Below are 24,246 nucleotides of genomic sequence, written 5' to 3'. Positions count from 1 at the left end.
GGGCCTCTGGCATGTCTGGGCGTGGGTGCCTACTAGGCGCCGCGATGGGCTGGGGGCATTAAGGCGAGGGGATGGATGCCGCGATGAAGGCGGTGAGGTCGGCGGATTGCTGGATGCGGGATGGCTCGTGGATGTACATCATGTGGCCCGCTTCGTAGTACTTCGTCTCGATGTTCGCCCGGAGTTCAGCGGGGATTGGCAAGTGCGCCAGCACATGCTCGGCCGCGTAGTACGGCGTGGCGCCGTCGGTGTAGCCGGAGGCGACGTGGACCTTGAGGTGGGTGTTCGCGCGCATGGCGGAGGCGAGTTTGCTGGCTACCGTGACGGTGGCGTTCTCGAACTCCTTGAAGGACCAGGGGTGCACGTTGCCGGTGAGGATCTCGTACGGGAGGTCGTTGTGGTAGTTCAGTTCTGAGCGCACGTAGTGGTTGAGTGCCGCGGTGAACGGGCCGAGGATCGCCGAGTAGGAAGGGTCCTCCGCGAACCGCTCCCGTGCGTAGTCCTCTTCCCAGCCAAGGAAACGGCCGTCCAGCCGGCCGGCGACCTGACGCCGGGACCGCAGCAGTTCGGTGAAGAACCGGACGTGCTCGATCCGCAGGTCGACCCGGTCCACGTAGTCGGCGGACAGACCGGTCAGTGTCGCAATTCGGTCTACAATGGACTGACGATCGGTCAGCCGGGACCCGCGTTCCAGGGCCATCAGGTAGTCGCGGGAGGCGAATTCCTCCGCCTCGGTCAGGACCTCGTTCAAGGGGCGTGAGCCGTGCAACCCGTGGTAGTGCGCAATGGCAGCGTAGGTGGGTAGGTACAGCACGTACGGGAGGTCGTTGCCCTCCGAGAAGTCCACCGTGCCGTAGTCCAGAATGGACGAGATCAGCATGACCCCGTTGAGGTACATCCCGTGCTGGGTCTGTAGATGGTCGGCGAGGCCCGCCGCGCGCAGGGTGCCGTAGGACTCCCCGGCGAGGAACTTCGGCGAGAGCCACCGTCCGTGCCTGGATGTCCACAGCCGGATGATCTCGCCGACCGACTCGAGGTCGGCTTTGAACCCGTGGTAGTCGCCGGGCTTCTCGCCCTTGACGGCCCGGGAGTACCCGGTCGACACCGGGTCGATGAACACCAGGTCGGTCACCTTGAGCAGGGACTCGGGGTTGTCCACGAGGGAGTAGGGCGGGGAGGCCAGGTTGCCCGCGTCGCCCATGACGACCCGGCGGGGCCCGAACACGCCCAGGTGCAACCAGACGCTGGAGGAGCCGGGGCCGCCGTTGAACGCGAACGTCACCGGCCGGGTGGCCGGGTCGGCGCCGTCGAGGGTGTAGGTGGTGACGAACACCTCGGCCTTGGCGATGTGCCCGTCGAACTTGCCGTCGGTGAGCACCTCGTGCCGCAGGACGACGCGGCCGGCACTGGCTGTGTACGCCAGGTCGCCGAGGGTGTGACTGGACGTGACGATGTCGTCCGTGGGCTCGGCTTTCCGCGGCTGCTCCTGATCATCTGCCATGGCCGAACTCTATGTGGTGGACAATCGTCAACCATGCCGGAGACCCTCGCCGAACTCGACCTGGCCGTGACCTCGTGCCGGGCCTGCCCGCGCCTGGTCAGCTGGCGTGAGCAGGTGGCCAGGGAGAAGCGTGCGGCCTTCCGCGACCAGGTCTACTGGGGCCGCCCGGTGCCCGGGTTCGGCCCGGCGGACGCGCACCTGGCGATCGTCGGTCTCGCGCCCGCCGCGCACGGGGCGAACCGGACCGGCCGGATGTTCACCGGCGACCGGTCCGGCGACTTCCTCTACGCGGCGATGTACGAGGTCGGCCTGGCGTCCCAGCCGACGGCGACCCACATCGGCGACGGCCTGGAGCTCTACGGTGTGCGCATCACCTCGCCGGTGAAGTGCGCGCCGCCGGCCAACAAACCCACGCCGGGCGAGCGGGACACCTGCAAGCCGTGGCTGGTGCGGGAGCTGGAGCTGCTGCGCCCGACCCTGCGATCGATAGTCGTGCTCGGCGCGTTCGGCTGGCAGGCGTTGCTGCCCGCGCTGGCGTTCTGGGAGGTACCGATGCCCCGGCCCAAGTTCGGCCACGGTGTGGAAGTGACGCTCACGGCCACCGATGGCGGCCGTGACCTGCGGCTGTTCGGCTGCTACCACGTCAGCCAGCAGAACACGTTCACCGGCAAGCTGACCCCGGCGATGGTCGAGTCGGTGCTGAGGAGAGCGGCCGATGCCTGAGCGCGCGGTATATGTCCTGCTCGACGACTACGGCTGGCAGCGGTACGCGGCAGGGTCGCGGGCGGCGGAGCTCGACCTCGACCTGGCCGCCGGTCCGGCCTCGGCGTTGCGCCGGATCCGTGAGCAGCAGAAGACCGAACAGTGGTCGGACGACGTCTGGTGCGAGTCCGCCGTCCTGGTCGACCAGCCGCACAAGGTCCTGCTGTTCTTCACCACCCACACCACCGGCTACGCGCACCGGGCCGCTCTGCTGACCACGCTGGCGCACACCTGGCCGGAGTGGGAGGTCCGCTGGGCCTACGACGGCCTCGCCGACCTGCTCGCCTACCTCGGCCTGGACCGCGCCGAGGTCCGCACCGAGCACAGCGTCATCGACCCGGCCGCCGCCGAAGACGACCCCGACCAGCTGGTCAGCGTGGTCCGCGAGTCCGGCGAGATCGACGCGTACGCCGTGCGGCCGGCCATCGACGAGGTTCTCGCCCTCGGCCCCGAATGCGTCGACCTCCTGCCGGAGGACGCCAAGGTCACCGAGTGCGACCTGCCGCGGTCCGGCGTGCACATCGACATCCCGGCGAAGACCATCGGCCTGTGGACCATGGACGCCTTCTGCGGGCTGCCGGACAAACTCGCGTGGCCCGGCTGGCAGGTCGGGACCTGGGCCGACCGCTACCCCGACCACCTGGAGAAATGCAAGGTCACCTGCCCCGAATGGCACCTCACCGACGGCCTGCGCACCCTCGTCGACCGCGCCCGGGCGCTGGGCTCGAGGCCTGCGCAGGACAGCTGAGCGCTGCGTAATTGTTGCGGTTGTTCCGGGGTGGATGAGGCATGCTCGGTGGGTGCGGGTCCGGGTGCCGGTGGTGCTTGCGGTAGCGGCTTTTGTGCTGCTGGCCGTGGTTGTGGCGCGCGGGACGTCGGGAATCCCGGTGGGGACGTTGGAACGGGACTCCGGTCCGGTGTGGTCGGGGCTGGGGCGGACGGCGAGGCAGAGTGACGCGTCGCTGGAGCCGGTGGCGTATGGCGCGGTGGTGCTGATCGTCGTGCTGGGCGTGATGGCGCTGTTCGGGCTGTCCGGGGTGTTCTATGTGCTGTCCGGGATCCGCTTACGCCGCAAGCGCCTGCGTCAGGCCGCGCCCAAACTGGTCGGCGCCGATCTGGACGAACCGCCGACCGCGTGGATGACGAAGGCGACCCGCCGCGCCTTGTCCGAAATGGACAGACACAGCGGTGGGCCGCCGTCGGACGCGGTGATAGCTGCGTGGGTGCAGTTGGAGACCGAAGCCGCGGCCAGCGGCCTGGACCGCGAACCCCACCAGACACCCAGCGAGTTCACCGAAGCCGTCCTCACCCGCTACCACGCCAACGCACACGCTCTCCAGCACCTACGAGCCCTGTACCACCGCGCCAGGTTCGGCAACCCCGAGGACATCACCGCCGACGATGTCGCCGAGGCGCGCCGGGCGCTCGAACAGATCGAGATGGTGCCGTGAAGCCGTTGAGCGCGGCCCTGATCGCGGTCGCGGTAGGGGTCGCGGTGGGCGCGGCCGCACGGTGGTTGGTGGTGGTGCCACCGTTCTGGGCGATCGTCGTGGCCTTACCGTTCGCGGCCTGCACTTTCCTGGCGACCCACCTAGTAGGCGCGGCCGCTCCGCTCTGGCACCCCGTACCGCGGCCCGACGAATCCCTGACCACCCACCAAGCCTCCGCGTTGTCCAGCCGGCTGGCCGAAGCGGCCCGCGACCAGAACCGGTTCCAGCGCCGGATCCAGCCCCGCCTCTGCGAGCTCGCCCTCAACACGCTCAGGCGACGCCCAGGCCTGCACGACCTCGCCGACCTCCAAGACGACCGTGCCAGACGGGAACTCGGCGCGGAACTCCACACCCTGCTGACCACAACGGACGCCACCCTGCCCAGCCCGCGCCGGCTCACCGAGTTGTTGTCCCGCCTGGAGAACGGATGAACCGGGTGGTGAAGTGGTTGCGCAGCCAGCGGGACACCGACCGCTGGCGCAACACCGACGCGATGTACCGGGCGGTGGTCGTCGGTGTCGCGCTCATCGCGGCGGGAGTGGTCGCGCACACGATCACGCTGGTGTTGTTCGGTGCGCCGCTGTTGCTCAGCGCGGTGATCGCCCTGCCGCACCTGGGCGAACCCAAGGTCCGCCAGCCGCGGATGCCCCGCACCATGGAACCCGGCAAGCGCGTCGAGATCGTCTTCGAGATCGAACCCGGCGAAGGCGTCGAACTGACCGCGCTCAGAGCGCCAAGGGGAAAGACCATAGGCGTCGGCCGCGTCCACCTGCTTCCGGGCAATACCAAGGAGATCCGCACCGAACTGAGCCGGACCAGCTGGGGCGAGGGCGTCGACCTGCGCCCCGACCGACTGTTCGCCGGACCGGACGCACTGCGGATCTACGGGCCGATCGTGGGCACGGAAGGCACCAGAATCGTGCTGCCGCCGGTGGTTGCGCTGCCGACCGGGCCGTTGCCGCCCAGGCCGTCCGGGCTCGTCGGCGTGCACCGGTCGCCCAGACCCGGTGACAGCACGGAACTCCGGGACATCCGCGTCTTCCAGCCCGGCGACCGGCTCAGGAGGATCGACTGGCGGGTCACGCTCAGCGCGGCCGCGTCGACCGGCGTCATGACCCCGCACATCCGCGAACGACACGCCGACGCCGACGCGACCCTGATCATCGCCCTCGACACCAGACTGGACATCGGCCAGGACATAGGTGACTGGGCCACCCCGGCGATCGGCCTGCGCGACAAGGGAACTCTTGACACGGCGGTAAAAGCGGCCACCTCATTGGCCGCGAGCTATCTCCGGCAAGGCGATCGAGTGGGCTTGGCCGACCTCGGCTGGCCACAGCTCAGTCTGGCTCCCGGATCCGGGCCGAGGCACCTGCTCAAACTCCGGCACCAGCTCGTGTTGTGCACAAGGGCTGCCGAGTGGACGCCCAAACCGACTCTGCGGCCCCAGCAAGCGCCCGCGGGGGCGCTCGTGATGGTCCTTTCGCCGTTCCTGGACAACGCCATGGTCGACCTGACCGCCACGATCGTTCGCCGCGGGGTCCGCGTGCTGGCCATCGACCTGCTGCCCGCGCAGCTCAAGCCGGAGGCCAAGGACCCGTGGGGTGAAGTGGTGCTCACGATCGTCCGGGCCGAACATGCGGCGCGGCTGAACACCTTGCGGGAACACGGGATCGCGGTCGTCCGCTGGGGCGACGAGCTGCCCACCGCACTGCGGAACCTGGCCAGGAGGCGGCGATGAAGCTCGGCGCCGGTTTCCCGGTGTGGCTGCTGCGAGGCGCGATCGTCGTCGCCGTCGGACTGATCGTGCTGCTCCTGCGGGCGCAGCACGTCGCCACTTTGCCCGTACTCGCCATAGCCACGTTCGGAATCCTGTCAGCGGTGGCACCCGCGTCCCCCGCACCCGCATTCGTCATAGCGGCAACGGCAGTGAGCGCGGCGACGTCGGGAACGAGCCCGTTCGCCTTGAGCATGCTCGCGTTGCTGCCGCTGGTCCATCTAGTCCACATTGGATCGGCCATCAGCGCCACGGTTCCGGCGACCGCAAGGGTGCATCCCAGCGCGCTGCGGCCGGCCGCCGTGAGGTTCATCGTTGTCCAGGCCAGTGTCTTCGCGATCGCCGCGGTTGCCGCTATCGTGCCTGCAACGGTCACACCGACCGCGTTGGAGGTGGCCGGGCTGGCCGGGGTCGCGGTGCTGGCCGCCCTGGCCGCGCGCCTGGTGACGAAACGTTAGGTGGGGGAGTGAGAGCCAGACTGCCGTTGCTGTTCGCCCTCGCGGCCCTGTTGGTGCTGGCCGCGATGGTGTCCTGGGGGACATCGGGCATACCGACCAAACCGCCCTCATCGTCGGACGTGGACCTCACCAACGAGCTCTACACGCCCGGGCCGGTCACCATGATCACCGACCCGCCACCGGGCGGCTCGGACATCATCGACGCCTTGCTGACGCTGGTCCTCGTGCTGGTCCTGGTGGCGTTCGTGCTCGTCGCGATCTCCGGCCTTCGCCTGTTGCGCAACCGAAGGCGGGAACGCAGCCGGGTCGGCGTCTATGGACCGTCCGGCGAAGCCGGTTGGCTCAGCGAGGTCACCAAGGACGCTGTGTCCGCAATGGACAGACACGTGGGCGGGCCGCCGTCGGACGCGGTGATCGCCGCGTGGGTCCACCTGGAGACCGAGGCCGCGGCCAGTGGGACCGAACGTGAACCGCACCAGACCCCCAGTGAGTTCACCGAAGCCGTGCTGACCGAGCACCACGCCGACGAGAACGCCTTGCGGGACCTCAAGTCCGTGTACCAGCGGGCCAGGTTCGGCCAGGCGGACCGGGTGACCGCGGACGACGTGGCCGTAGCTCGCGCCGCTCTCGAACGGATCGCCTTGGAGGCCAAGTGAGACCGGCACTCGCGATGGTGGCCGCCCTGTCGAGCGGGTTGTTCGCCGGGATGATCTCGGTCGGTGGCATGGGCATTCCGCTGGGCTGGGCCATCCTGATCGCCGTCCCGATCACGGCGGCGGTCCTGGTCGCCCTGCTGGCCGCCGACGTCGCAACCCCGGCGTGGCACGACGTTCCAGGCCAGCAGCACACGATCACCGTGCACCAGGCCAGCAACCTGGCCAACTGGCTGGACGAGGCCGCGAAGGACAAGCACCGGTTCCGCGGCCGCGTCCAGCCGAGGCTGCACCGGCTCGCGCTCGCGACCCTGCGGCAGCGCTTCCACGACCTGGAGAGCCTGGCCGACGAGCGCGCGAAAGCCGTGCTGGGCCAGGAACTGCACACCTTGCTGACCGACCGGGACGCCAAGCTGCCGTCCCCGCACCGGCTGACCGAGCTGCTCAGCCGTCTGGAGGGAAAGTGACTGTCCACGATGGACTAGACGTCGAGACGATCGCCGCCGACTGCCGGGCGGTGCTCGACGCGGTCGGCACGGTGGTCGTCGGCCGCGAGCGGACCGTCCGGCTGGCCATGGCCGCGGTGCTGGCCGGTGGGCATGTGTTGCTGGAAGACGTGCCAGGACTGGGAAAGACGTTGATGGCCCGCAGCCTCGCGCAGGCACTTGGCCTGGATTTCCGGCGCCTGCAGTGCACCCCGGACCTGCTGCCCGCGGACGTGACCGGCTCGTACCTGTACGACCCGGCCCGCCAGGAGTTCGGCTTCCGCCCCGGCCCGATCTTCACCGGTCTGCTGCTGGCGGACGAGATCAACCGGACCCCGCCGAAGACCCAGTCGGCGCTGCTGGAGGCCATGCAGGAACGCCAGGTCACCGTCGAGGGCAACACGCATGTGCTGACCCGCCCGTTCCACGTCCTGGCCACCGCGAACCCGGTCGAGTACGAGGGCACGTACCCGCTGCCCGAGGCCCAGCTGGACCGGTTCCTGCTGCGCCTGGACGTCGGCTACCCACCGGTCAACGAGGAGGTCGAGGTCCTGCTCCGGCGGCTGGCCCGGCGCCAGGAGGAGACCGAGGTCAAGGCGGTCGTGGACGCCGAACGCCTGCTTGCCCTGCAAGCGGGCGTTGAGCAGGTCGACGTCGACCCGGACGTGCTTCGCTACTGCGTCGACCTGGCCGCGGCGACCCGGGCCCACCAGGCCGTCGAGATCGGTGCTTCCCCGCGTGGCTCCCAGGCCCTGCTGCTCGTGTCGCGCTGCCTGGCAGTCATGGACGGCCGCAACTACGTCCTGCCCGAGGACGTCAAGGAGTGTGCGGTCTCAGCCTTGGCGCACCGGTTGACACTGCGAGCGGAGACGTGGAGCACCGGCACGACCGGCGTCCAGGTGGTCACCGAGCTGCTGAACAAGGTCCCTGGCCCAGCGAGCACGCGATGAGCCTGCCCACGATCAAGTGGGCGAGCAAGCGCGGCGACGAACGCCAGTGGCGCAACACCGACGCGATGTTCCGCGCGGTGGTCGGCGGTGCCGGGCTCGTGGTCGCCGGCGTGCTGGCCCATTCACTCGTCCTGGTGGTTTTCGGCGTTCCGTTGCTGGTCAGCGCGGCTCTCGCGACCCGCAAGCTCGACCGCGAGCCAACCGTCAGCGTGCCGCAGTCGGTCGGCACGGTCGGGTCCGGCCAGGGCGTCGAGGTGAAGTTCGACATCGAGGCGGACCCGGACGCCGAGCTCGTCGCCCTGCGCGCGCCCCGGCCGGGGACCCTCGGCGTCGGCCGCGTGCACCTGATGCCTGCCAAGATCGGTGAGGTCCGCACCGAACTGCGGCACGCGGGCTGGGGCGACAGCGTGGCGCTGCGGCCGGACTACCTGTTCGCCGGGCCGGACGGCCTGCAGGTGCACGGCCCGCACCTGAGCGTCGAGCTGTGGCGGCGCGTGCTGCCGCCGGTGAGCCTGCTGCCCGCGGGTCCGCTCTCGCCGCGGCCGTCCGGGCTGGTCGGCGTGCACCGCTCGCCTCGGCCCGGGGACAGCACCGAGCTGCGCGACATCCGCCCGTTCCACTCCGGTGACCAGCTCAAACGCATCGACTGGCGGGTCTCGCTGCGAGCCTCCGCCGCGACCGGCGTGCTCACCCCGCATGTCCGCGAGTACCACGCGGACGCCGACGCGACCTTGATCCTGGCCATCGACACCCGGGTCGATGTGGGGCCGAACATCGGTGAGTGGTCCCTGGCGGTCCTCGGCACGGCCGTGCGACCCGATGGCAGCCTTGACACCGCCGTGCGCGCGGCGACCGCGCTGGGGGCCAGCTACCTGCGCCAGGGCGACCGCGTGGGGCTTGTCGACCTCGGGCGGCCGCACCTGAGCCTCCAGCCCGGCTCCGGTACACGGCAACTGCTCCGGTTGCGGCATCAGTTGGTGACGTGTTCGCGCGCGGTCGGGTACGCGTCCAAGCCGATCCTGCGGCCCCAGCAGGCACCCTCGGGCGCCCTGGTGATCGTGTTCTCGCCGTTCCTCGACGACGCCGTCATCGACCTCACCGCCACCGTGGTGCGACGTGGAACTCGTGTGCTGGCAATGGATCTGTTACCCGAACGACTTGTCCCCGCCGCCCGTGAGCCCTATGGCCGGGCCGTGCTCGAGGTGTTGCGGGCCGAGCACGCCGTGCGACTGGAAACGTTGCGGCAGCACGGGATTCCGGTGATGCGCTGGGGCGGCCAGGTGCCCGGGATGCTGCGTTCGCTGGCGAGGGGGCGGCGGCGATGACCTTGTCCGAGGGAGTGCCCGCGTGGGTGTTGCGCGGCACAGTTCTGCTGGCCACCGCTGTGATAACGCTGCTGTTGCTGGCGAACGGGGTCGCACTGGCCGGGCTGATCGGCCTGTTCGGTCTGGTCGCCTCGCTCGTGCCCGCCTCGCCCGCGGCGGGCCTGACCGTGATCACCACGGCCGTCTGCGCGGCGATCCGGTTCGACAGTCCGTTGGACATCACCGTTCTGGTGTTGTTGCCGCTGGTCCACCTCGTCCACATCGGATCGGCGCTGGCCGCTGTGATTCCTGGCACTGCTCGGGTTCACCCGTCCGCGCTGCGCCCGGCCGCCATCCGGTTCGCTGTGGTCCAGACCACTGCGTTCGCCGCGGCCGCCATCGCCGCGATCGCGCCGAAGTCAGTGCTGCCAACGGGTTTGGAGATCGCCGGGCTGCTCGCGGCGGCCGGGGTCGTGGTGGTGGCGGCACGATTGATCTTGAATCGTCCACAGTGAACCCGCGATCCCGGTCACACCTGGACAGGGGCGCCGGGCAGGACGGCCCGCGAGGTGTCACCATAGAAGCATGGCCAAGGGCAAGAAACAGCCGAAGCGGATCCTCATCGTCGGCGGTGGGTATGTCGGGCTGTACACCGCGTTGGGCCTGCAGAGGAAACTACGGTCCCTCGAGGCCTCGGTGACGGTCGTCGACCCCCAGCCGCACATGACCTACCAGCCGTTCCTCCCGGAGGCGGCGGCCGGTTCCATCGAGCCGCGGCACGTGGTCGTGCCGCTGCGCAAGGTGCTGCGCCGCTGTCACGTGCTGACCGGCCGCGTGACCAAGATCGAGCACGCGAACAAGACCGCGACGGTCGAGTCCATCGACGGGCACGTCCAGCAGATCTCCTACGACGTGCTGATCTCCGCCCTCGGGTCCATCTCCCGGCTGCTGCCCATCCCCGGCCTGGCCGAGCAGGGCATTGGCTTCAAGACCGTGGGCGAGGCGATCTACCTGCGCAACCACGTGCTGTCCCGGCTGGACCTGGCCGCCTCCACCGACGACCCCGAACTGCGCCGCAAGCTGCTGACCTTCCTGGTCATCGGCGGCGGGTACGCGGGCGTCGAGGCGCTGGCCGAGCTGGAGGACATGGCCCGCTACGCCATCCGCTACTACGACAACATCAGCGCCAAGGACATGCGCTGGGTGCTGGTCGAGGCCACCGGGCGGATCATGCCCGAGGTGAGCGCCAAGATGGGCGTGTACACCGTCAAGGTCCTGGAGAAGCGCGGGATCGAGGTGTTCCTGGACACCCGGGTCAAGACCCTGGAGAACGGGCACATCGTGCTGGACGACGGCACCGAGTTCGACGCAGACACGGTGATCTGGACCGCGGGCGTGAAGGCCAACCCCATGCTGCAGCAGACCGACCTGCCGCTCGACGAGCGCGGCCGGGTCCGCTGCACGGCCGACCTGCAGGTCGCGGGCCTGTCCGACGCGTGGGCGGCCGGCGACAACGCGGGCGTGCCGGACCTGTCCCGGATCAAGGAGGACCCGACGGCCACCTGCAGCCCGTCCGCGCAGCACGCCGTCCGCCAGGCAAAACGCCTGGTGCCCAACGTGCTGGCCTCGATCCGTGGTAAGAAGCCCAAGCCCTACTTCCACAAGTACGCCGGCTCGGTCGCGTCATTGGGGCTGTACAAGGGCGTCTCAGACGTGTTGGGCGTGATCCGGCTGAAGGGGTTCCTGGCGTGGCTGCTGCACCGGGGGTACCACCTCTCGCGGATGCCCACGTTCAACCGCAAGGTCCGGATCATGTTCGACTGGCTGGGCGCATTCGTGTTCCGCCGTGAGGTCATCTCCATGGGCCAGATCCAGGACCCGAAGACCGAATTCGCGCGTGCGGCCAAGAGCTGACCGGACCAATTCACTGGGCCAGCCGGATGAGTTGTTGCAAAACCTCCCCAAAGGGGGCGCCGGAACGCTTAGGCTTCCTGCGCCCCCGTAGCCCAATGGCAGAGGCAAGCCCCTTAAAAGGGTTGGAGTGCCGGTTCGAATCCGGTCGGGGGCACGTTGACCGGGCGGTTCATGTCCATGAAACCAATGGATGTGAACCGCCCTTTCTCATGTCCGGCGCCGTGTGTGCCGGGCGGAAGAGATACAAAGTGCGATCAACCTGAAGCACTCCGTATTATTCTCACGGAGGGCGCACATATGCTGACTCGTCGTATTCGCCCGGTGCAAATCATTTCCGAAACGTTATCTGACCACAATAGGCCCGGTCATCGGATGGTTGCCGGTGCCCTGGCCTGCTGTGCCAGGCTGGACGGGTGGCGGACGAACAGGACAACGAGCGTGCCTTCACCGCGGCCCGTGGCGGTGCGACCGAGGAGTTGGAGTCGCTGGTCACCGCGGGTGTGCCGGTCGACCTGAGCAACGAGGGCGGCAACACCCTGCTGATGCTCGCGGCCTACCACGGTCACATCGAGACCGTCCGGGCTCTCGTACGGCTCGGCGCCAATGCGGGGAAGGCCAACGAAGGTGGTCAGACCCCGCTCGCGGGAGCGGTTTTCCATGATGACGACGAAATCGTGAATATCCTCCTCGACGCGGGCGCTGATCCGTTCGCGGGCCAGCCGTCCGCCGTGGACACCGCCCGTATGTTCGGCCGCGAAGATCTGCTCGCCTTGTTCGAACGCAACGGCTGACGGGAACCGCGCCGCGGGCGCGCGCGACTATGTAGGCATGGAGTGCGGGACGTGCACGGAAGCCTTGTCCGCGCGGCTGGATGGGGAGACCGAACCGGTTCCCGCCGCCGAGGTCGACGAGCATCTGGCGATCTGTCCGAAGTGTCAGGCCTGGTATGCCGACGCGACGCTGCTGACCCGGCGGGTCCGGGTCCGGCCGGTCACCCCGACGCCGGATCTCGTCGGCGCGGTCCTGGCCGAGGCGAAGCCGCGGCGCCGCCCGGTGGTCCGGTTCGCGCTCGCCGGGATCGGTCTGCTGCAGCTGCTGCTCGCGGTCGCCCAGCTTTTCGGTACGGACGTGCACAACCACGCGATCCTGACCGGTCACCTGATCGACGAGGGCGTGGCCTGGAACCTCGCGCTCGGTCTGGCCATGCTCGCCGCCGCCTGGCAACCCAGGCGCGCCACCGGACTGCTGCCCGCGGTCGCGGTGTTCGTGGCCGCGCTGGCGGTGTTCTCGATCATCGACGCGGCCACAGTCGGCGTTCCGGGGACGCGGGTGTTGTCGCACTTGCCGTTGCTGGTCGGCGTGGCGTTGCTCTATCTCGTTCAACGCCGGCACAAGCGAGACAGCGATCCGGCCCCGACCGAGCGCCAGAACACCGATTTCGACCACACCGCAGCGGACTTCGACGACCGACGACAGGAACGGCCCAGCCGGCCCTGGCTACGCCCCGCCGGCCATCGCCGCGCGGCGTGACGTGATCGCCCGCTGGATCCACCAGATCCCTTCGACGAGTACCACGCCGATCGCCGCCCAGAGCACGCCCGTCCAGGTGTAACCGGGGACGCTGGGGTCGATCTCGAAGAACTCGCGGACGAACGGGATCACGAACAGCAGCAGCGATCCCAGCGCCATGAAGCCGATCAGCACGAGCTTCCACCACTTGTACGGCCGGGCCACGATCGACAGCACCCACAACGCCACGATGATCAACGTGACCAGCGCGGTCGTGCCCGCCTGCGCCGGCGTCGCCTTGACGTGCACGGCCATGTACGAGATGAAAGTCGTTGTGCCGATGACGATCCCGGACGGTATCGCCAGCTTCAGCACCCGCGCCACAAACCCGCTGCGGGCTTGTTCGTTGTTGGGCGCCAAGGAGAGCACGAACGCGGGCAGGCCGATGGTGAACCACGCGATCACGGTCACGTGCCGCGGCAGGAACGGGTAGTTCACCTGCGCGATGCCGACCAGCAACGCCAGCAGCACCGAGTAGACCGTCTTGGTGAGGAACAGGTTCGAGACCCGTTCGATGTTGCCGATCACCCGCCGCCCCTCGCCGACCACGTACGGCAGGGTCGCGAACTTGTTGTCCAGCAACACGATCTGCGCGACTGCCCGGGTGGCCGGGCTGCCCGCGCCCATCGCCACGCCGATGTCCGCGTCCTTCAACGCGAGCACGTCGTTCACGCCGTCGCCGGTCATCGCGACCGTGTGCCCGCGGGACTGCAACGCCCCGACCATCGCTCGTTTCTGCGCGGGCGTGACCCGGCCGAACACGCCGTGGCCTTCCACGGTATCGGCGAGTTCCTCCTTGTCCTCCGGGAGGTTCCGGGCGTCCATCGGGTTCGTCGCGTGCGGCAGGTCGAGGGAACTCGCCACCGCGCCAACGGAAACCGCGTTGTCCCCGGAGATCACCTTCACGGTGACCTTCTGCGAGGCGAAGTACTCGAGGGTGTCCTTGGCGTCCGGCCGGACCTTCTGTTCCAGGATCACCAACGCCGCCGGAGTGACGTTCCCCGGCGCGTCCGGCGTGTCAACGCGGACATCTGTGGTCCCCAACAGAAGCACGCGCAGACCTTGGGCCCCGATCTGCTCGGCCTCGGCCCGTTCCGCGCTTTCCGCTGGTAGCAACACATCCGGCGCGCCCAGCAGCCAATGCCCTTGCCCGTCGAAGGAAGCCCCGCTCCACTTGCGCGCCGACGAGAACGGCGCCACCGCGGTCTCCGTCCAGCCCGGGTCGTCCGGGTACGCCTCACCGATCGCGAGCAGCGAAGCGTTCGGCCGGGTCTCGCTGCGGGCCATGGCCGCCAGCGCGTGCGACACATCGCCGTCATAGGTCCGGACCTTGCAGACCCACATCCCGTTCTCGGTCAACGTGCCCGTCTTGTCCGCGCACACGACGTCCACCCGGGCCAGGCCCTCGATCGCGGGCAGCTCCTGCACCAGGCACTGCCTGCGCCCCAGCCGGATCACACCGACCGCGAACGCAACGCTGGTCAGCAGCACCAGGCCCTCGGGCACCATCGGCACGAGCGCGGCGACCATGCCCCGCAACGCGTCCGCCAGCGGCGCGTTGACGTTGAACAGCTGGTTGTAGATGGTCAGCGCGCCCGCCGGGATCATCATCCAGGTGATGTACTTGAGGATCTTGTCGATCCCGGACCGCAGTTCGGACTTGACCAGCGTGAACTTGCTGGCCTCGTCGGCGAGCTTGGCCGCGTAGGCGTCCTTGCCGACCCGGGTGGCCTGGTAGGCGCCGCCGCCGGCGACCACGAAGCTGCCGGACAGCACCTGGTCGCCGGGGTGTTTGACGACCGGGTCGGACTCGCCGGTCAGCAGCGACTCGTCGACCTCGAGCGCGTCCGCCGTGAGCACGACCCCGTCCACGACCACCTGGTCGCCCGGCCCCAGCTCGATCACGTCGTCCAGCACGACCTCGTTGGGCGGCAGCTCCGCGGCCACGCCGTCGCGCCGGACCCGCGGCCGTGCCTGGCCGACGATGGCCAGCTTCTCCAGGGTGTTCTTGGCCCGCAGCTCCTGGATCATGCCGATGCCGCTGTTGAAGATGATCAGCAGGCCGAACAGGCCGTCGATGAAGTACCCGGTGGACAGGATGATCGCGAACAGCACGCCGTAGATCGCGTTGATCCGGGTGAACACGTTCGCGCGGACGATCTGCCCGACGGTCCGGCTGGCCCGCGCCGGCACGTCGTTGGTCTGGCCCGCCGCTACGCGTTGTGCCACGTCAGCGGCGTTCAGGCCACGCTCAGTCAGGGCATTTCGGGCATTGACCGACATGCCGTCGACACTAGGGGCCGCAAGCGTGCGAAAGCGTCAGTCTGTGGGCGGACCACCCCTTAGGGGACATCCTTCGAGCTGGGGCGCCTCGAGATGGACCCGATGAGCATCAGCAACCACCCACCGGCTGCATCCCAGAAGCCCTGTTTGAACTGCGAGGCGAGTGCGTCGGCCGAGTTCATCTGCTGGCCGAGGAACGCCACGAACACGCCCACCGCGATCAGCGTGCCGATCGCCATCACCCACCGGCGGCCCACGATCAGCCCGAACAACACCAGCACCGCCGACACCGCGATCGGCAGGAACAATGAGTTGATCACGTCCGTGGTGGTCGAGGTGACCCCGTTCCACAGCTCGTTCAGCGGGATCTGGCGGCCCTGCCGGTCCCGGTACCAGGGCTGGAACATGCTGAACACGACAGCGGCGGCACCCACCACACTGGCCACAATGGCGATCAACGTCCGCATGGGCACCTAGCATGCCAGCGTGGCCGAGTACAGGATCGAAGAACTCGCCAGGGTGAGCGGAAGTTCGGTCCGCAACATCCGGGTGTACCAGGATCGCGGCCTGCTGCCGCCGCCGTTCCGGCAGGGCCGCACGGCCATCTACACCGACGCCCACCTGGCCCGGCTGCGGTTGGTCACGAACATGCTCGGCCGCGGCTACGCGTTCGCGCAGATCGCCGAGATGCTGGCGGCCTGGGAGTCCGGCCGCAGCCTCGCCGACGTGCTGGGCATGGAGGAGGCGATGGGCACGCCATGGACGACCGAGCTGCCCACGCCGATCACGGTCCGTCAGCTCCGGCAGATGTTCGGCTCGCAGCTGACCCCGGCGAACACCCGCAAGGCACTGGAGCTGGGACTGCTGCGGCGTGCGGGACTCGGCTTCGTCGCACCCAGTCCCAGGCTGCTGGAAGCGGGCCATGAGCTGGTGAAACTCGGCGTGCCGCTGGGCGAGGCGCTCACCCTGGCCGACGAGATGCAGCGCGAGGTCGACCATGTCGCTTCGCTGTTGGTCGGGCTGATTCGCCGTTATGTCCTTGATCCGAAGGGTGACGACTGGTTGCCTAAGGGTGATGAGGTGCCGTACTACGCCGACGTGCTGCGCCGCCTGCCCCCGGTCGTGATCTCCGCGCTGACCGCGGCAGTGGCCCGGTCGACCGCGCGCGTGCTCCCGGACATGGTGGGCGACCGGCTCGAAGCCCTGCTCAGGAGCAGCCGATGACCGAGTTCGAGCGTTATGTGGTCGAGGAGCACATCGAGGACTTCAACGACGGGGTGATCACCCGCCGGGAGCTGCTGCGCCGCGTCACCCTGATCACCGGGAGCGCGGCCGCCACCGTGACGTTGTTGAGCGCCATGGGATGCAGCACCGAACCGACCGGCGCGCCGGTCTCGCCGACCGCGCGGACCAGCGACAACCCGCAGGACTTCGCGACCCCGCCCGCGCAGCCGACCACCGACGGGATCACCGTCCGCGAGGACGACCCGCGGATCAAGGTCGCGTCGTTCCCGGTCAGCGGGTCCGACGGGGCGCCGCTGATCACCTACAGCGCCAAGCCTTCGGGCGCCGCCGCGGGCGGGATCCTGGTGATCCACGAGAACCGGGGACTGACCGCGCACATCAAGGACGTCGTCCGGCGCGTGGCCACGGCCGGGTTCCACGGGTTGTCGGTCGATCTTCTGTCGCGGGACGGGGGAGCGGACAAGCTCACCGACTCCGCGGCCTACTCGGCGGCGCTGGCCAAGCGCCCGGCCGAGGAGATGGTGTCCGACGTCCGGCAGGCCCTGGAGGCGCTGGCGGGCGGTGGAAGCGGCACCAAGCTGGGCCTGACCGGGTTCTGCTTCGGCGGTGGGATGACGTGGAACACCCTGGCCGCCGGGGCGGACGTGAAGGCCGCTGTGCCGTTCTACGGTCCGGCGCCGTCGAACTTGGCCGGACTGGGCAAGACCACGGCTGCTGTCCTGGCGATCTACGCCGAGAAGGACACCCGGATCACCGACACGAAGGACTCGGTCGAGGCGGAGCTTCGCAAGTCTGGCAAACCGTACAAAGTGAGCGTGTTCCCGGGCGTGGATCACGCGTTCCACAACGACACCGGGGCTCGGTACAACGCCGCTCAGGCCGAGGCGGCGTGGATCGCCACGATCGGGTGGTTCCGACAGTACGTGCTCTGATCCTACTCACGGTAACCATGTCTGACCTGCGAAAACAATACTTTTCCTTGGCACGATGACAACGTCCGTTGTAACGTTCCTGGTAGTCACTGACGACGGGAGCGGCCAATGAGTGCACAGCGGACGATTCGGTCTGGCGATGTGTCGCTCGCGGTCTACTCCTCGGGCGACACCGCCAAACCGACTGTGCTGCTTGTGCATGGCTATCCGGACAACCACACGTTGTGGGACGGCGTCGTTTCCTCGTTGTCCTCGCGGTATCACGTTGTCACGTATGACGTTCGAGGCGCGGGTGCCTCGTCCAAGCCGTCTGCTGTCGCGGACTACCGGCTCGAGTTGCTGGCGGACGACCTTTTCGCGGTGATCGACGCTGTCGGCGCGCCTGTGCACGTTGTGGCGCACGACTGGGGCTCGATCCAGGCGTGGGAGGCGGTCACCGATCCGCGCGCCGAGGGTCGGATCTCCTCGTACACCACCATTTCCGGGCCGTGCCTGGACCACATCGGACATTGGAACCGGCGGCGGGGGATCCGGCATCGGCTGAAGGTGCTCAACCAGCAGCTGCATTCCTGGTACATCGGGTTCTTCCACCTGCCGGTGCTGCCTTCGTTGGCGTGGCGGCTGGGTGCGGGCAAGGTTGTCGCCCGCGTCGAGGGACTTCCCCGCGCGCCTCGGGTTCGCGATGCCGTGCATGGGATCAAGCTGTACCGGGCCAACATCTTCCAGCGGATGCGTTCACCTCGCGAGCGTCGGACCGAGCTGCCTGTGCAGGTCATCGCGCCGACGGGCGACAAGTACGTGACCCCTGGACTGCTTGAGGATCTGCCGGTGTGGGCGCCGAACTTGTGGCGCCGCAAGGTGGTCGGCCGTCACTGGGTGGCGTTGACCAAACCCGCTGTGATCGCGCGGATGGTCGACGAGTTCGTGTCGCATGTGGATGGTGGTCCGGCCGCGCCTGCTTTGGACCGAGCCAAGTCCGGCCGGGACGTCGTGTTCATCACCGGCGCCGGGAGTGGGATCGGCCGGGCGACCGCGTTGGAGTTCGCCTCGCGCGGGGCTTTCGTGGTCGTCACGGATGTCAACCTGGCTGCCGCCAAGGAGACCGCGGCTTTGACCGGCTCGGTCGCCTACCAGCTGGATGTGACCGATACCGCTGCTGTGACGGAGCTTGCCTCCCAGGTGGCGAGTGAGCATGGCGTACCCAACGTCGTGATCAACAACGCCGGGATCGGCATGCACGGATCGGTGTTCCGTATGTCCATTGAGGACTGGCATCGGATCGTGGACGTGAACTTGTTCGGTGTGGTCAACGGTTGTACGGCGTTCGGTGAGCTGATGGCCGCCTCGGGGGAGGGCGGGCACATCGTCAACCTCGCCTCGGCCGCGGCGTACACCCCGAACCAGGAGCTGCCCGCGTACTCGACGACCAAGGCCGCCGTGCTGATGCTGTCCGAGTGTCTGCGTGCCGAGATGGCCAAGCACGGCATCGGGGTGAGCGCGATCTGCCCGGGCATCGTGGACACACCGATCACGCGGAATACCTCGTTCCTGGGTGTTTCCGCGGCTCAGCAGGAAGCCATGCGCGACCGTGCGGCCCGGAACTACAAGCGCCGCAACTTCCCGCCTTCGGGGGTGGCGCGCGAGATCGTGGCCGCGGTGCGGCAGAACAAGGCGGTGGTCCCGGTGACGGTGGAGGCCAAGGCGGCGCTCGCCGGGTACCGGTTCGCTCCCAGCGTGATGCGGGTGCTTGCCCGGAAGGTGGAGGTGTCGAAATGACCGTCAACTACGAACGCCGGGGTTCGGGCAGCCCGTTGGTGCTCATGCACGGGATCGGGCACCGTTGGCAGGCTTGGGAACCGGTGATGGACCGGCTCGCCGAGACCCATGACGTGATCGCCCTGGACCTGCCGGGCTTCGGCAACTCCCCAGCCCTCCCGGCGCCCTACTCGGTCGAAGCGGCGGTCGACGCGGCCGTGGAAACCTTCGCGTCCCTGGGCATCACCCAGCCACACCTGGCGGGCAACTCCCTGGGCGGCATGCTGGCCCTCGAGCTGGCCTCCCGCGGCCACGCCCAATCAGTCACGGCCCTTGCCCCCGCGGGCTTCTGGACCTCCGCCCGCGGCCGTGCCTGGGCCCTGCGCCTGCTGACGATGATCCGCACCACCGGCAGACTCTCGCCGCGGACCCAAGCCGCGGTGATGAACCGCAAACCCCTCCGGATGGTCAGTGGAAGCCTCCTCTTCGGACACCCATCCAGGGTCCCGGTGGAGGTGATGCTCGGCGACCTCGCCGCCATGGCAGCCGCACCAGGCTTCGACGCCGTGGCCGCCGCCGGCCGCGACTACTTCTTCACCAGCCCACCCCCCACCGTCCCCGTCACGATCGCCTGGGGCACCCGCGACCGCATCCTCTGGCCCACCCAGGCCCGCCGCGCCGCAGAGCTCCTGCCCAACGCCCGCCACGTCAGCCTCCCGGGCTGCGGCCACGTCCCCATGCACGACGAACCAGACCTGATCGCCCAGACAATCCTCGACACCTGTGCGTCCGTCACCGGCAAGGCCGGTCTGTCAACGCCCCCGGCGGATAAAGCCGCAACTCATCCTGCGTAGCCTCGCGATCCGAGGCCTGACACAGGTCCCGGACAATGGTTTCCGGGTCGAGCGAGATGTTGATCTGGGTGCTGTCACCGGCATATGTCAGGCGGTCGCCGTGCAGGCGGGCTGAGTCAAGTACGTCCCCGGGCAGGTTGACCGACGCGTACAGCGCATTCTCCTTCAGCTTCCAGATCATGACGGTCGGGGTGTTCTGCGTCAGCAGGGTGTCAGCAGGGCCGAACCCCAGGATGTAGCCGATCTTGGTGGACGGTGAGATGGGTCGGTACAGCCACGCGTTCGCAGCGAGGTCCCAGACACGAATCGACTGTTCGGTGTATACCGCGACTTTGCTGCCCGTTGGATCGGCGACGACAGACGATGGGATGCCTTCCAGGCCGTTGAGCTGGATTGTCGAGATCAGCCGGTGCTCGCGGATGTTCCAGAGCAGGATCCGGTCTGGTGAAGGCGCGAAGAATTGGTCCGCGTGGCCGGGCCGTGCAGTCAGCGAGTTCGCCTGGTACACGAGGGGGAGGTCGTCCGGCCGGTCAAGCTGAGCCCCGGTGCTCGCATCCCACCGGGACAGACGGGCTCCACAAAGGACGATCAGCCCGCTTCCGTCGGTCGCGAGGAAGTGCGGGGTGCACCGGGAGTCCGCGTAGTCCTTCGCGGCGATACGGCGTTCCTCGCGAAGGTCCGGCACCGTCAGCACAATGAGGCTGTCGTCCTGATTGAGGACAAGCCTGCTGCTGTCAGAAGTGAACAAGGAAGTGTTCCAGATCTTCCAGGTATCCGGCTTCCTGGCGGTCTCGGTGTTGGTTCGCAGGTCGACCAGGGAGAAGGATCCGGGTCCGATCGTGAAGCCGTAGTGCCCGTCCGGGCTGGCGGCGCTGAGCCTGCCGGTGGGCGGAGGCGGTTTGGTGGTGCGCAGGGACAGCACTGACCGGTCGGAGACTGCCAGCACCGTGGGCGTTGCGCCCGGTCTGGCGATGACCGCGAGCTGGGGGGTTTTGGTGTTGCCGCCGATATCGGGAGTGCTCGTCTGATACCGCGTCCCGGTTGCGATATCGGTCAGGATCACCACTTGGTAGTTGCCGTCGCGGGCCGGACGGCGGTCGATGATGTATCGGCTGGTCGCGTCAAGATCGAGGACACCGCAGCTGTTGTCCGGGAGGACTCGCTGGACAAGGCCGGTCCGGACATCCACCACATCCGCCTGGGAACTGCTTGTGCACCGAGCGGCCGCGGCGCCACCGAGGACGATTCGGCTGTTGACCGGCAGCGCACGGATCTGCGCGCCCGTGGCGATGTCCATCACTTGTACTGGACCGTACGACGATCCGGTCAGGAACGTGCCGGGATCCGGCCCGAAGTCGAGCGTGGTGACCTCGCCGCCGACCACCGGACTGCGGTCGATCTTGCGAGCGTGGACATCCCAGACGGACAGCGCGGATCTTTCGGCAGTTCCGGAGTAGACCGTTGCCTTCTCGAGCAACCGTGAGCCATCGCCGGACAGGACCAACGCCGCGGCGCTGATCCGCGTATCGGTCTCGCTGGGGCGCAGCACGGTGGGCGCGGCGGTGGCGTCTTTGAGGTTCCAGACATTCAGGCTGCCGTTCTCGCCGGCGACAGCGATGGTTGATCCGTCGTCGGACAGGGTGAACCCTACGGTCCGGGAGAACTGGAGCACCCGCATTCCCACCGGATTGCTCTCCGTCAGGTCTCGCCAGACGGTCAGGTTCCTGCCGCCGCGTGAGTCGGTGGCCGCTATGGCGATGACGCGTCCGTCCGGCGTCGACGTCCAGTCGGCGAAAGTGCCGTCGAGCAGGTTGTGATGGATTCTCGTCGCCGAGCCCATCGCCAATTGCTGACGTAGCAGGGCTTCGTAGGCTTCCGGTGTGCCTTTGTCGTTGTGCCAGGCCGAGAGCGCCAGTTGGAGTGCGGTGACCGGATCGTTCGTGGCCTGGCGCAGCGATTCCTGGCCAAGCAGGTGCGACGCCTGGGAGTGGAGCTGGCGTTCGTTGTCCAGGTTGGACTGCCAGGCGATTACGCCCAAGGTGCCCGCGATCAGGGCCAGGGCGGCGATGACAGCGGTGATCGTGCGCCAGGTCCGGATCTCCCGGCGTTGCCTGGAAATACTCGCCTTGATGAAATCCCGGTGGGGTGTGGGGATGTCGTGGGGGCGTTCGGTGAGCCAGTGCTGGGCCCGGATGAGGGTGCTGCCGCGCAGGAGGTCTCGGTTGGGGTCGTCGAGGCGGTGGCGGAGTTGTTCTTGCCAGGAGCGGAACTCGCGGTCCTCGGTGAGCCAGGTGCGGAGGCGGTCCCATTGCTGGATCAGGGCTTGGTGCACGATGTCGGCGATCTCGGCGCCGTCCACCGCGTGGTCGAGGACGATCAGCCGGTAGGCGGCGAGCTTCGCCAAGGTGGGCTTCAGTTCTGGGTCGAGGTCCGCGATCCGGGCGGGTTTGCGCGCGAAGCCGTCGTCCTCGGGCACGGCCAGCTGGACGAAGAGCCTGCGGGCGTCGGCTTGTTCGGTCTCGGTGAGCTTGAGGTAGCACTCCTCGGCGTACGTGACCAGCGCGCCGGAAACGCTGCCCAGTTTGTCGTAGGCGGCGTGCGTCAACGCGCCGCCTTCCCAGAGTTGGGTGAGCGCGAACTGCACAAGGGGCAACCGGTTGTGGCCGGCGTCGTCGAGAACTCGTTCCACCAGGCCAGGTTCGAACGCACCGGGCGTGACCGGGCCGGTGACCGCCGCGTACAGCTCGCTGCGGCTCATGGGCGGCAACAGCATCACGCCGTGGTCGAGGGTCTCGGCCGTGGTCTCGGTGAGCAGCTCGTCGAGCGAGGCCGACCGCAGCGTGATGACGGTCCTCAACGCCGGTGCCAGCGCGATGAGCAGGCCGAACAGTGTCCGCGCCGCATCGGGGTCGCTTGCCGCGATCTCCTCGAACTGGTCGGCGAACACCAGCAGCCCATCCAGCCGCTGCGCGAGCAACGCGATCAGGTCCGGCGAGGGATCGGTCAGCAGTCCGGCGAGTTTCTCCTTCTCCACCAACATGTCGACTTCGCTGAGCCCCGGGTCCAGCGCAGGCACGAGCACGGCCGCGAGCATTGCCGCGGGCCGCAGCACCGGGTCTGGCCGGAACCGGACCACTCTGCTGTTGAGCTGTGGCAACAACCCGGCAAGTACCAGCGACGACTTGCCGCTCCCGGACGGCCCGGAGACCACGACAACGGGCCGGGTTCGCACGGCTTCGGTGAGGCGGTGGACGGCGTCCGTGCGGCCGTAGAAGACGTCCGCGTGCTCCTCCAGGAACGGTTCCAGCCCGCGGTAGGGGTTGCGTGCCGGGACGGTGATCTCCGGGTGCGCCTGCTTGAGCGTCTCGACCGGGATGAAGTAGGCCGTTGTCGCGTCCGGGGCGTTGTGCGTGGCGACCGTCATCCCGATCACCACGTCGCCCGACCACACCGGCGACCCGCTGAAGCCGGGAGCGATCCCGGGGTGGCCGGGGCCGGACTCCATCTGCTTCCACCCGACGCCCTGCCTGGACCTCAACCGCCCGGACACCCACACCCCGTGCTCGAACGGCTGCGGGAACCCGAAGATTCGTAGTTCGTCGTCCCACTCACCACTGTCCGCCGCCAACTTCGCGGGACGCGCGCCCCTCGGCAGTTCGCGGATCGCAAGCAGCGCCGTGTCCCCGCTGTCGTCCTCCCGCGCCGGCCGCAGGCTGATGACCTCGGCCTGCACGGCCGCAACCGGTTGTCCGTCAACCCGTTCCAGCAGCGGGAACTCCACCCGCACGGTATCGCCGTCGACCACATGCGCGCAGGTCAGCACAAGCCTTGGCGTGACAAGGAAACCCGTTCCGGCCGCGCTGCCGTCGGCGCGGCAGACCCGTACGATCGCCGTCTCCGCCATCGCACCCCCTGGCCCCGTAGTGTGGCTGTCTACGTTGACATGAATCGGTCACCGAAGGGGAGTTCCTTGACTCGCGTAGTCGAAATGACACTGGAAAGCGGCGACAAAGTGCTAGTCGAGGTCGACACCATCCCGGGCGTCGACCGCGCGAGCACCCGCGCCGACAAAGCCATCGACGTGGCGACCCACACCCTCGACAAAGGCCTGGAACAAGTGGCCCCGGTGATGAACGCCGTAGTCAACCGCCTCCGCGACACCCCCACCCCACCCGACAAAGTGACCCTGCAGTTCGGCCTGAAGGTCAGCGGCGAACTGGGCCTGATCATCGGAAAGTCCTCGGCGGAAGCGAACTTCACCATCACCGCCGAATGGAACGCACCCAAATAACCGCGGACAACGCTTCGAGAGTG

Annotated in this window: 23 protein-coding genes and 1 tRNA gene; 20 read left to right on the top strand and 4 right to left on the bottom strand. The window is 68.4% G+C overall.

Annotated features, from left to right (window positions below; all coding sequences use genetic code 11):
* Positions 1–58: 58 nt before the first annotated feature.
* A complete protein-coding gene (locus AB0J95_RS00230; RefSeq protein WP_364750136.1) occupies positions 59–1,501 on the bottom strand; it encodes a peptidase S10 in 1,443 nt (480 codons plus the stop codon).
* Between the two features lie 33 nt (positions 1,502–1,534).
* Between AB0J95_RS00230 and AB0J95_RS00225 the strand changes: the two genes are divergently transcribed.
* The 15 genes from AB0J95_RS00225 to AB0J95_RS00155 all read left to right on the top strand — a co-directional run bounded on the left by AB0J95_RS00225 (position 1,535) and on the right by AB0J95_RS00155 (position 12,824).
* The gene (locus AB0J95_RS00225) at positions 1,535–2,224 is read left to right on the top strand and encodes a uracil-DNA glycosylase (protein ID WP_364750134.1); all 690 of its coding nucleotides are present in this window, start codon (positions 1,535–1,537) and stop codon (positions 2,222–2,224) included.
* Positions 2,217–3,011: a hypothetical protein gene (locus AB0J95_RS00220; protein ID WP_364750132.1), complete on the top strand. Its 795-nt coding sequence runs from the start codon at positions 2,217–2,219 to the stop codon at positions 3,009–3,011. The genes AB0J95_RS00225 and AB0J95_RS00220 overlap by 8 nt, the downstream gene beginning before the upstream one ends.
* Positions 3,012–3,063: 52 nt before the next feature.
* Positions 3,064–3,714, top strand: coding sequence for a DUF4129 domain-containing protein (locus AB0J95_RS00215; protein ID WP_364750129.1), 651 nt, complete (start codon positions 3,064–3,066; stop codon positions 3,712–3,714).
* Positions 3,711–4,184, top strand: a complete 474-nt coding sequence (locus AB0J95_RS00210; RefSeq protein ID WP_364750126.1) for a hypothetical protein — start codon at positions 3,711–3,713, stop codon at positions 4,182–4,184. The genes AB0J95_RS00215 and AB0J95_RS00210 overlap by 4 nt, the downstream gene beginning before the upstream one ends.
* The gene (locus AB0J95_RS00205; protein WP_364750123.1) at positions 4,181–5,494 is read left to right on the top strand and encodes a DUF58 domain-containing protein; all 1,314 of its coding nucleotides are present in this window, start codon (positions 4,181–4,183) and stop codon (positions 5,492–5,494) included. The genes AB0J95_RS00210 and AB0J95_RS00205 overlap by 4 nt, the downstream gene beginning before the upstream one ends.
* Positions 5,491–5,988 (top strand): hypothetical protein, encoded by a 498-nt coding sequence (locus AB0J95_RS00200; RefSeq protein WP_364750120.1) that lies wholly within the window; start codon positions 5,491–5,493, stop codon positions 5,986–5,988. Before AB0J95_RS00205 ends, AB0J95_RS00200 begins: the two co-directional genes overlap by 4 nt.
* An 8-nt stretch (positions 5,989–5,996) precedes the next feature.
* Positions 5,997–6,644, top strand: a complete 648-nt coding sequence (locus AB0J95_RS00195; protein WP_364750117.1) for a DUF4129 domain-containing protein — start codon at positions 5,997–5,999, stop codon at positions 6,642–6,644.
* Positions 6,641–7,108, top strand: coding sequence for a hypothetical protein (locus tag AB0J95_RS00190; RefSeq protein ID WP_364750114.1), 468 nt, complete (start codon positions 6,641–6,643; stop codon positions 7,106–7,108). The genes AB0J95_RS00195 and AB0J95_RS00190 overlap by 4 nt, the downstream gene beginning before the upstream one ends.
* The gene (locus AB0J95_RS00185; RefSeq protein ID WP_364750111.1) at positions 7,105–8,076 is read left to right on the top strand and encodes a MoxR family ATPase; all 972 of its coding nucleotides are present in this window, start codon (positions 7,105–7,107) and stop codon (positions 8,074–8,076) included. Before AB0J95_RS00190 ends, AB0J95_RS00185 begins: the two co-directional genes overlap by 4 nt.
* Positions 8,073–9,401, top strand: a complete 1,329-nt coding sequence (locus AB0J95_RS00180) for a DUF58 domain-containing protein (RefSeq protein ID WP_364750108.1) — start codon at positions 8,073–8,075, stop codon at positions 9,399–9,401. Before AB0J95_RS00185 ends, AB0J95_RS00180 begins: the two co-directional genes overlap by 4 nt.
* The gene (locus AB0J95_RS00175; RefSeq protein ID WP_364750105.1) at positions 9,398–9,895 is read left to right on the top strand and encodes a hypothetical protein; all 498 of its coding nucleotides are present in this window, start codon (positions 9,398–9,400) and stop codon (positions 9,893–9,895) included. The genes AB0J95_RS00180 and AB0J95_RS00175 overlap by 4 nt, the downstream gene beginning before the upstream one ends.
* 70 nt (positions 9,896–9,965) lie before the next feature.
* Positions 9,966–11,294, top strand: a complete 1,329-nt coding sequence (locus AB0J95_RS00170; protein ID WP_364750102.1) for an NAD(P)/FAD-dependent oxidoreductase — start codon at positions 9,966–9,968, stop codon at positions 11,292–11,294.
* A gap of 81 nt (positions 11,295–11,375) precedes the next feature.
* Positions 11,376–11,448 (top strand) — tRNA-Leu (locus AB0J95_RS00165).
* A gap of 259 nt (positions 11,449–11,707) precedes the next feature.
* The gene (locus tag AB0J95_RS00160) at positions 11,708–12,085 is read left to right on the top strand and encodes an ankyrin repeat domain-containing protein (RefSeq protein ID WP_364750101.1); all 378 of its coding nucleotides are present in this window, start codon (positions 11,708–11,710) and stop codon (positions 12,083–12,085) included.
* Positions 12,086–12,122: 37 nt separating this feature from the next.
* Positions 12,123–12,824 (top strand): zf-HC2 domain-containing protein, encoded by a 702-nt coding sequence (locus AB0J95_RS00155; protein ID WP_364750099.1) that lies wholly within the window; start codon positions 12,123–12,125, stop codon positions 12,822–12,824.
* On the opposite strand, the gene AB0J95_RS00150 is transcribed toward AB0J95_RS00155, so the two are convergent.
* Both AB0J95_RS00150 and AB0J95_RS00145 read right to left on the bottom strand, forming a co-directional pair.
* Entirely contained in the window at positions 12,792–15,146 is a 2,355-nt protein-coding gene (locus AB0J95_RS00150; protein WP_364750097.1) for an HAD-IC family P-type ATPase, read from the bottom strand. The two genes, AB0J95_RS00155 and AB0J95_RS00150, sit on opposite strands and share 33 nt — an antisense overlap.
* A gap of 59 nt (positions 15,147–15,205) precedes the next feature.
* The gene (locus AB0J95_RS00145; RefSeq protein WP_364750095.1) at positions 15,206–15,613 is read right to left on the bottom strand and encodes a hypothetical protein; all 408 of its coding nucleotides are present in this window, start codon (positions 15,611–15,613) and stop codon (positions 15,206–15,208) included.
* A gap of 19 nt (positions 15,614–15,632) precedes the next feature.
* Here AB0J95_RS00145 and AB0J95_RS00140 point away from each other — a divergent pair, with 19 nt between their 5' ends.
* From AB0J95_RS00140 to AB0J95_RS00125, 4 genes are all read left to right on the top strand, one after another.
* Complete coding sequence (locus AB0J95_RS00140) at positions 15,633–16,370, top strand: MerR family transcriptional regulator (protein ID WP_364750093.1); 738 nt, start codon at positions 15,633–15,635, stop codon at positions 16,368–16,370.
* Entirely contained in the window at positions 16,367–17,323 is a 957-nt protein-coding gene (locus tag AB0J95_RS00135) for a dienelactone hydrolase family protein (protein WP_364750091.1), read from the top strand. Before AB0J95_RS00140 ends, AB0J95_RS00135 begins: the two co-directional genes overlap by 4 nt.
* Positions 17,324–17,431: 108 nt before the next feature.
* A complete protein-coding gene (locus AB0J95_RS00130; protein ID WP_364750089.1) occupies positions 17,432–19,099 on the top strand; it encodes an SDR family oxidoreductase in 1,668 nt (555 codons plus the stop codon).
* Entirely contained in the window at positions 19,096–19,932 is an 837-nt protein-coding gene (locus tag AB0J95_RS00125) for an alpha/beta hydrolase (RefSeq protein ID WP_364750087.1), read from the top strand. Before AB0J95_RS00130 ends, AB0J95_RS00125 begins: the two co-directional genes overlap by 4 nt.
* Here AB0J95_RS00125 and AB0J95_RS00120 read toward each other — a convergent pair.
* Entirely contained in the window at positions 19,871–23,836 is a 3,966-nt protein-coding gene (locus AB0J95_RS00120) for a trypsin-like peptidase domain-containing protein (RefSeq protein ID WP_364750085.1), read from the bottom strand. The two genes, AB0J95_RS00125 and AB0J95_RS00120, sit on opposite strands and share 62 nt — an antisense overlap.
* A gap of 84 nt (positions 23,837–23,920) precedes the next feature.
* Here AB0J95_RS00120 and AB0J95_RS00115 point away from each other — a divergent pair, with 84 nt between their 5' ends.
* The gene (locus AB0J95_RS00115; RefSeq protein ID WP_364750083.1) at positions 23,921–24,223 is read left to right on the top strand and encodes a CU044_2847 family protein; all 303 of its coding nucleotides are present in this window, start codon (positions 23,921–23,923) and stop codon (positions 24,221–24,223) included.
* Positions 24,224–24,246 lie beyond the last annotated feature (23 nt).

It is taken from the genome of Actinocrispum sp. NPDC049592, assembly GCF_040675465.1.
In the GTDB taxonomy this organism is placed as follows: Bacteria; Actinomycetota; Actinomycetes; order Mycobacteriales; family Pseudonocardiaceae; genus Kibdelosporangium.
Note: the sequence above shows the minus strand (reverse complement) of the source record. Positions and strands in the feature narration are given on the sequence as shown.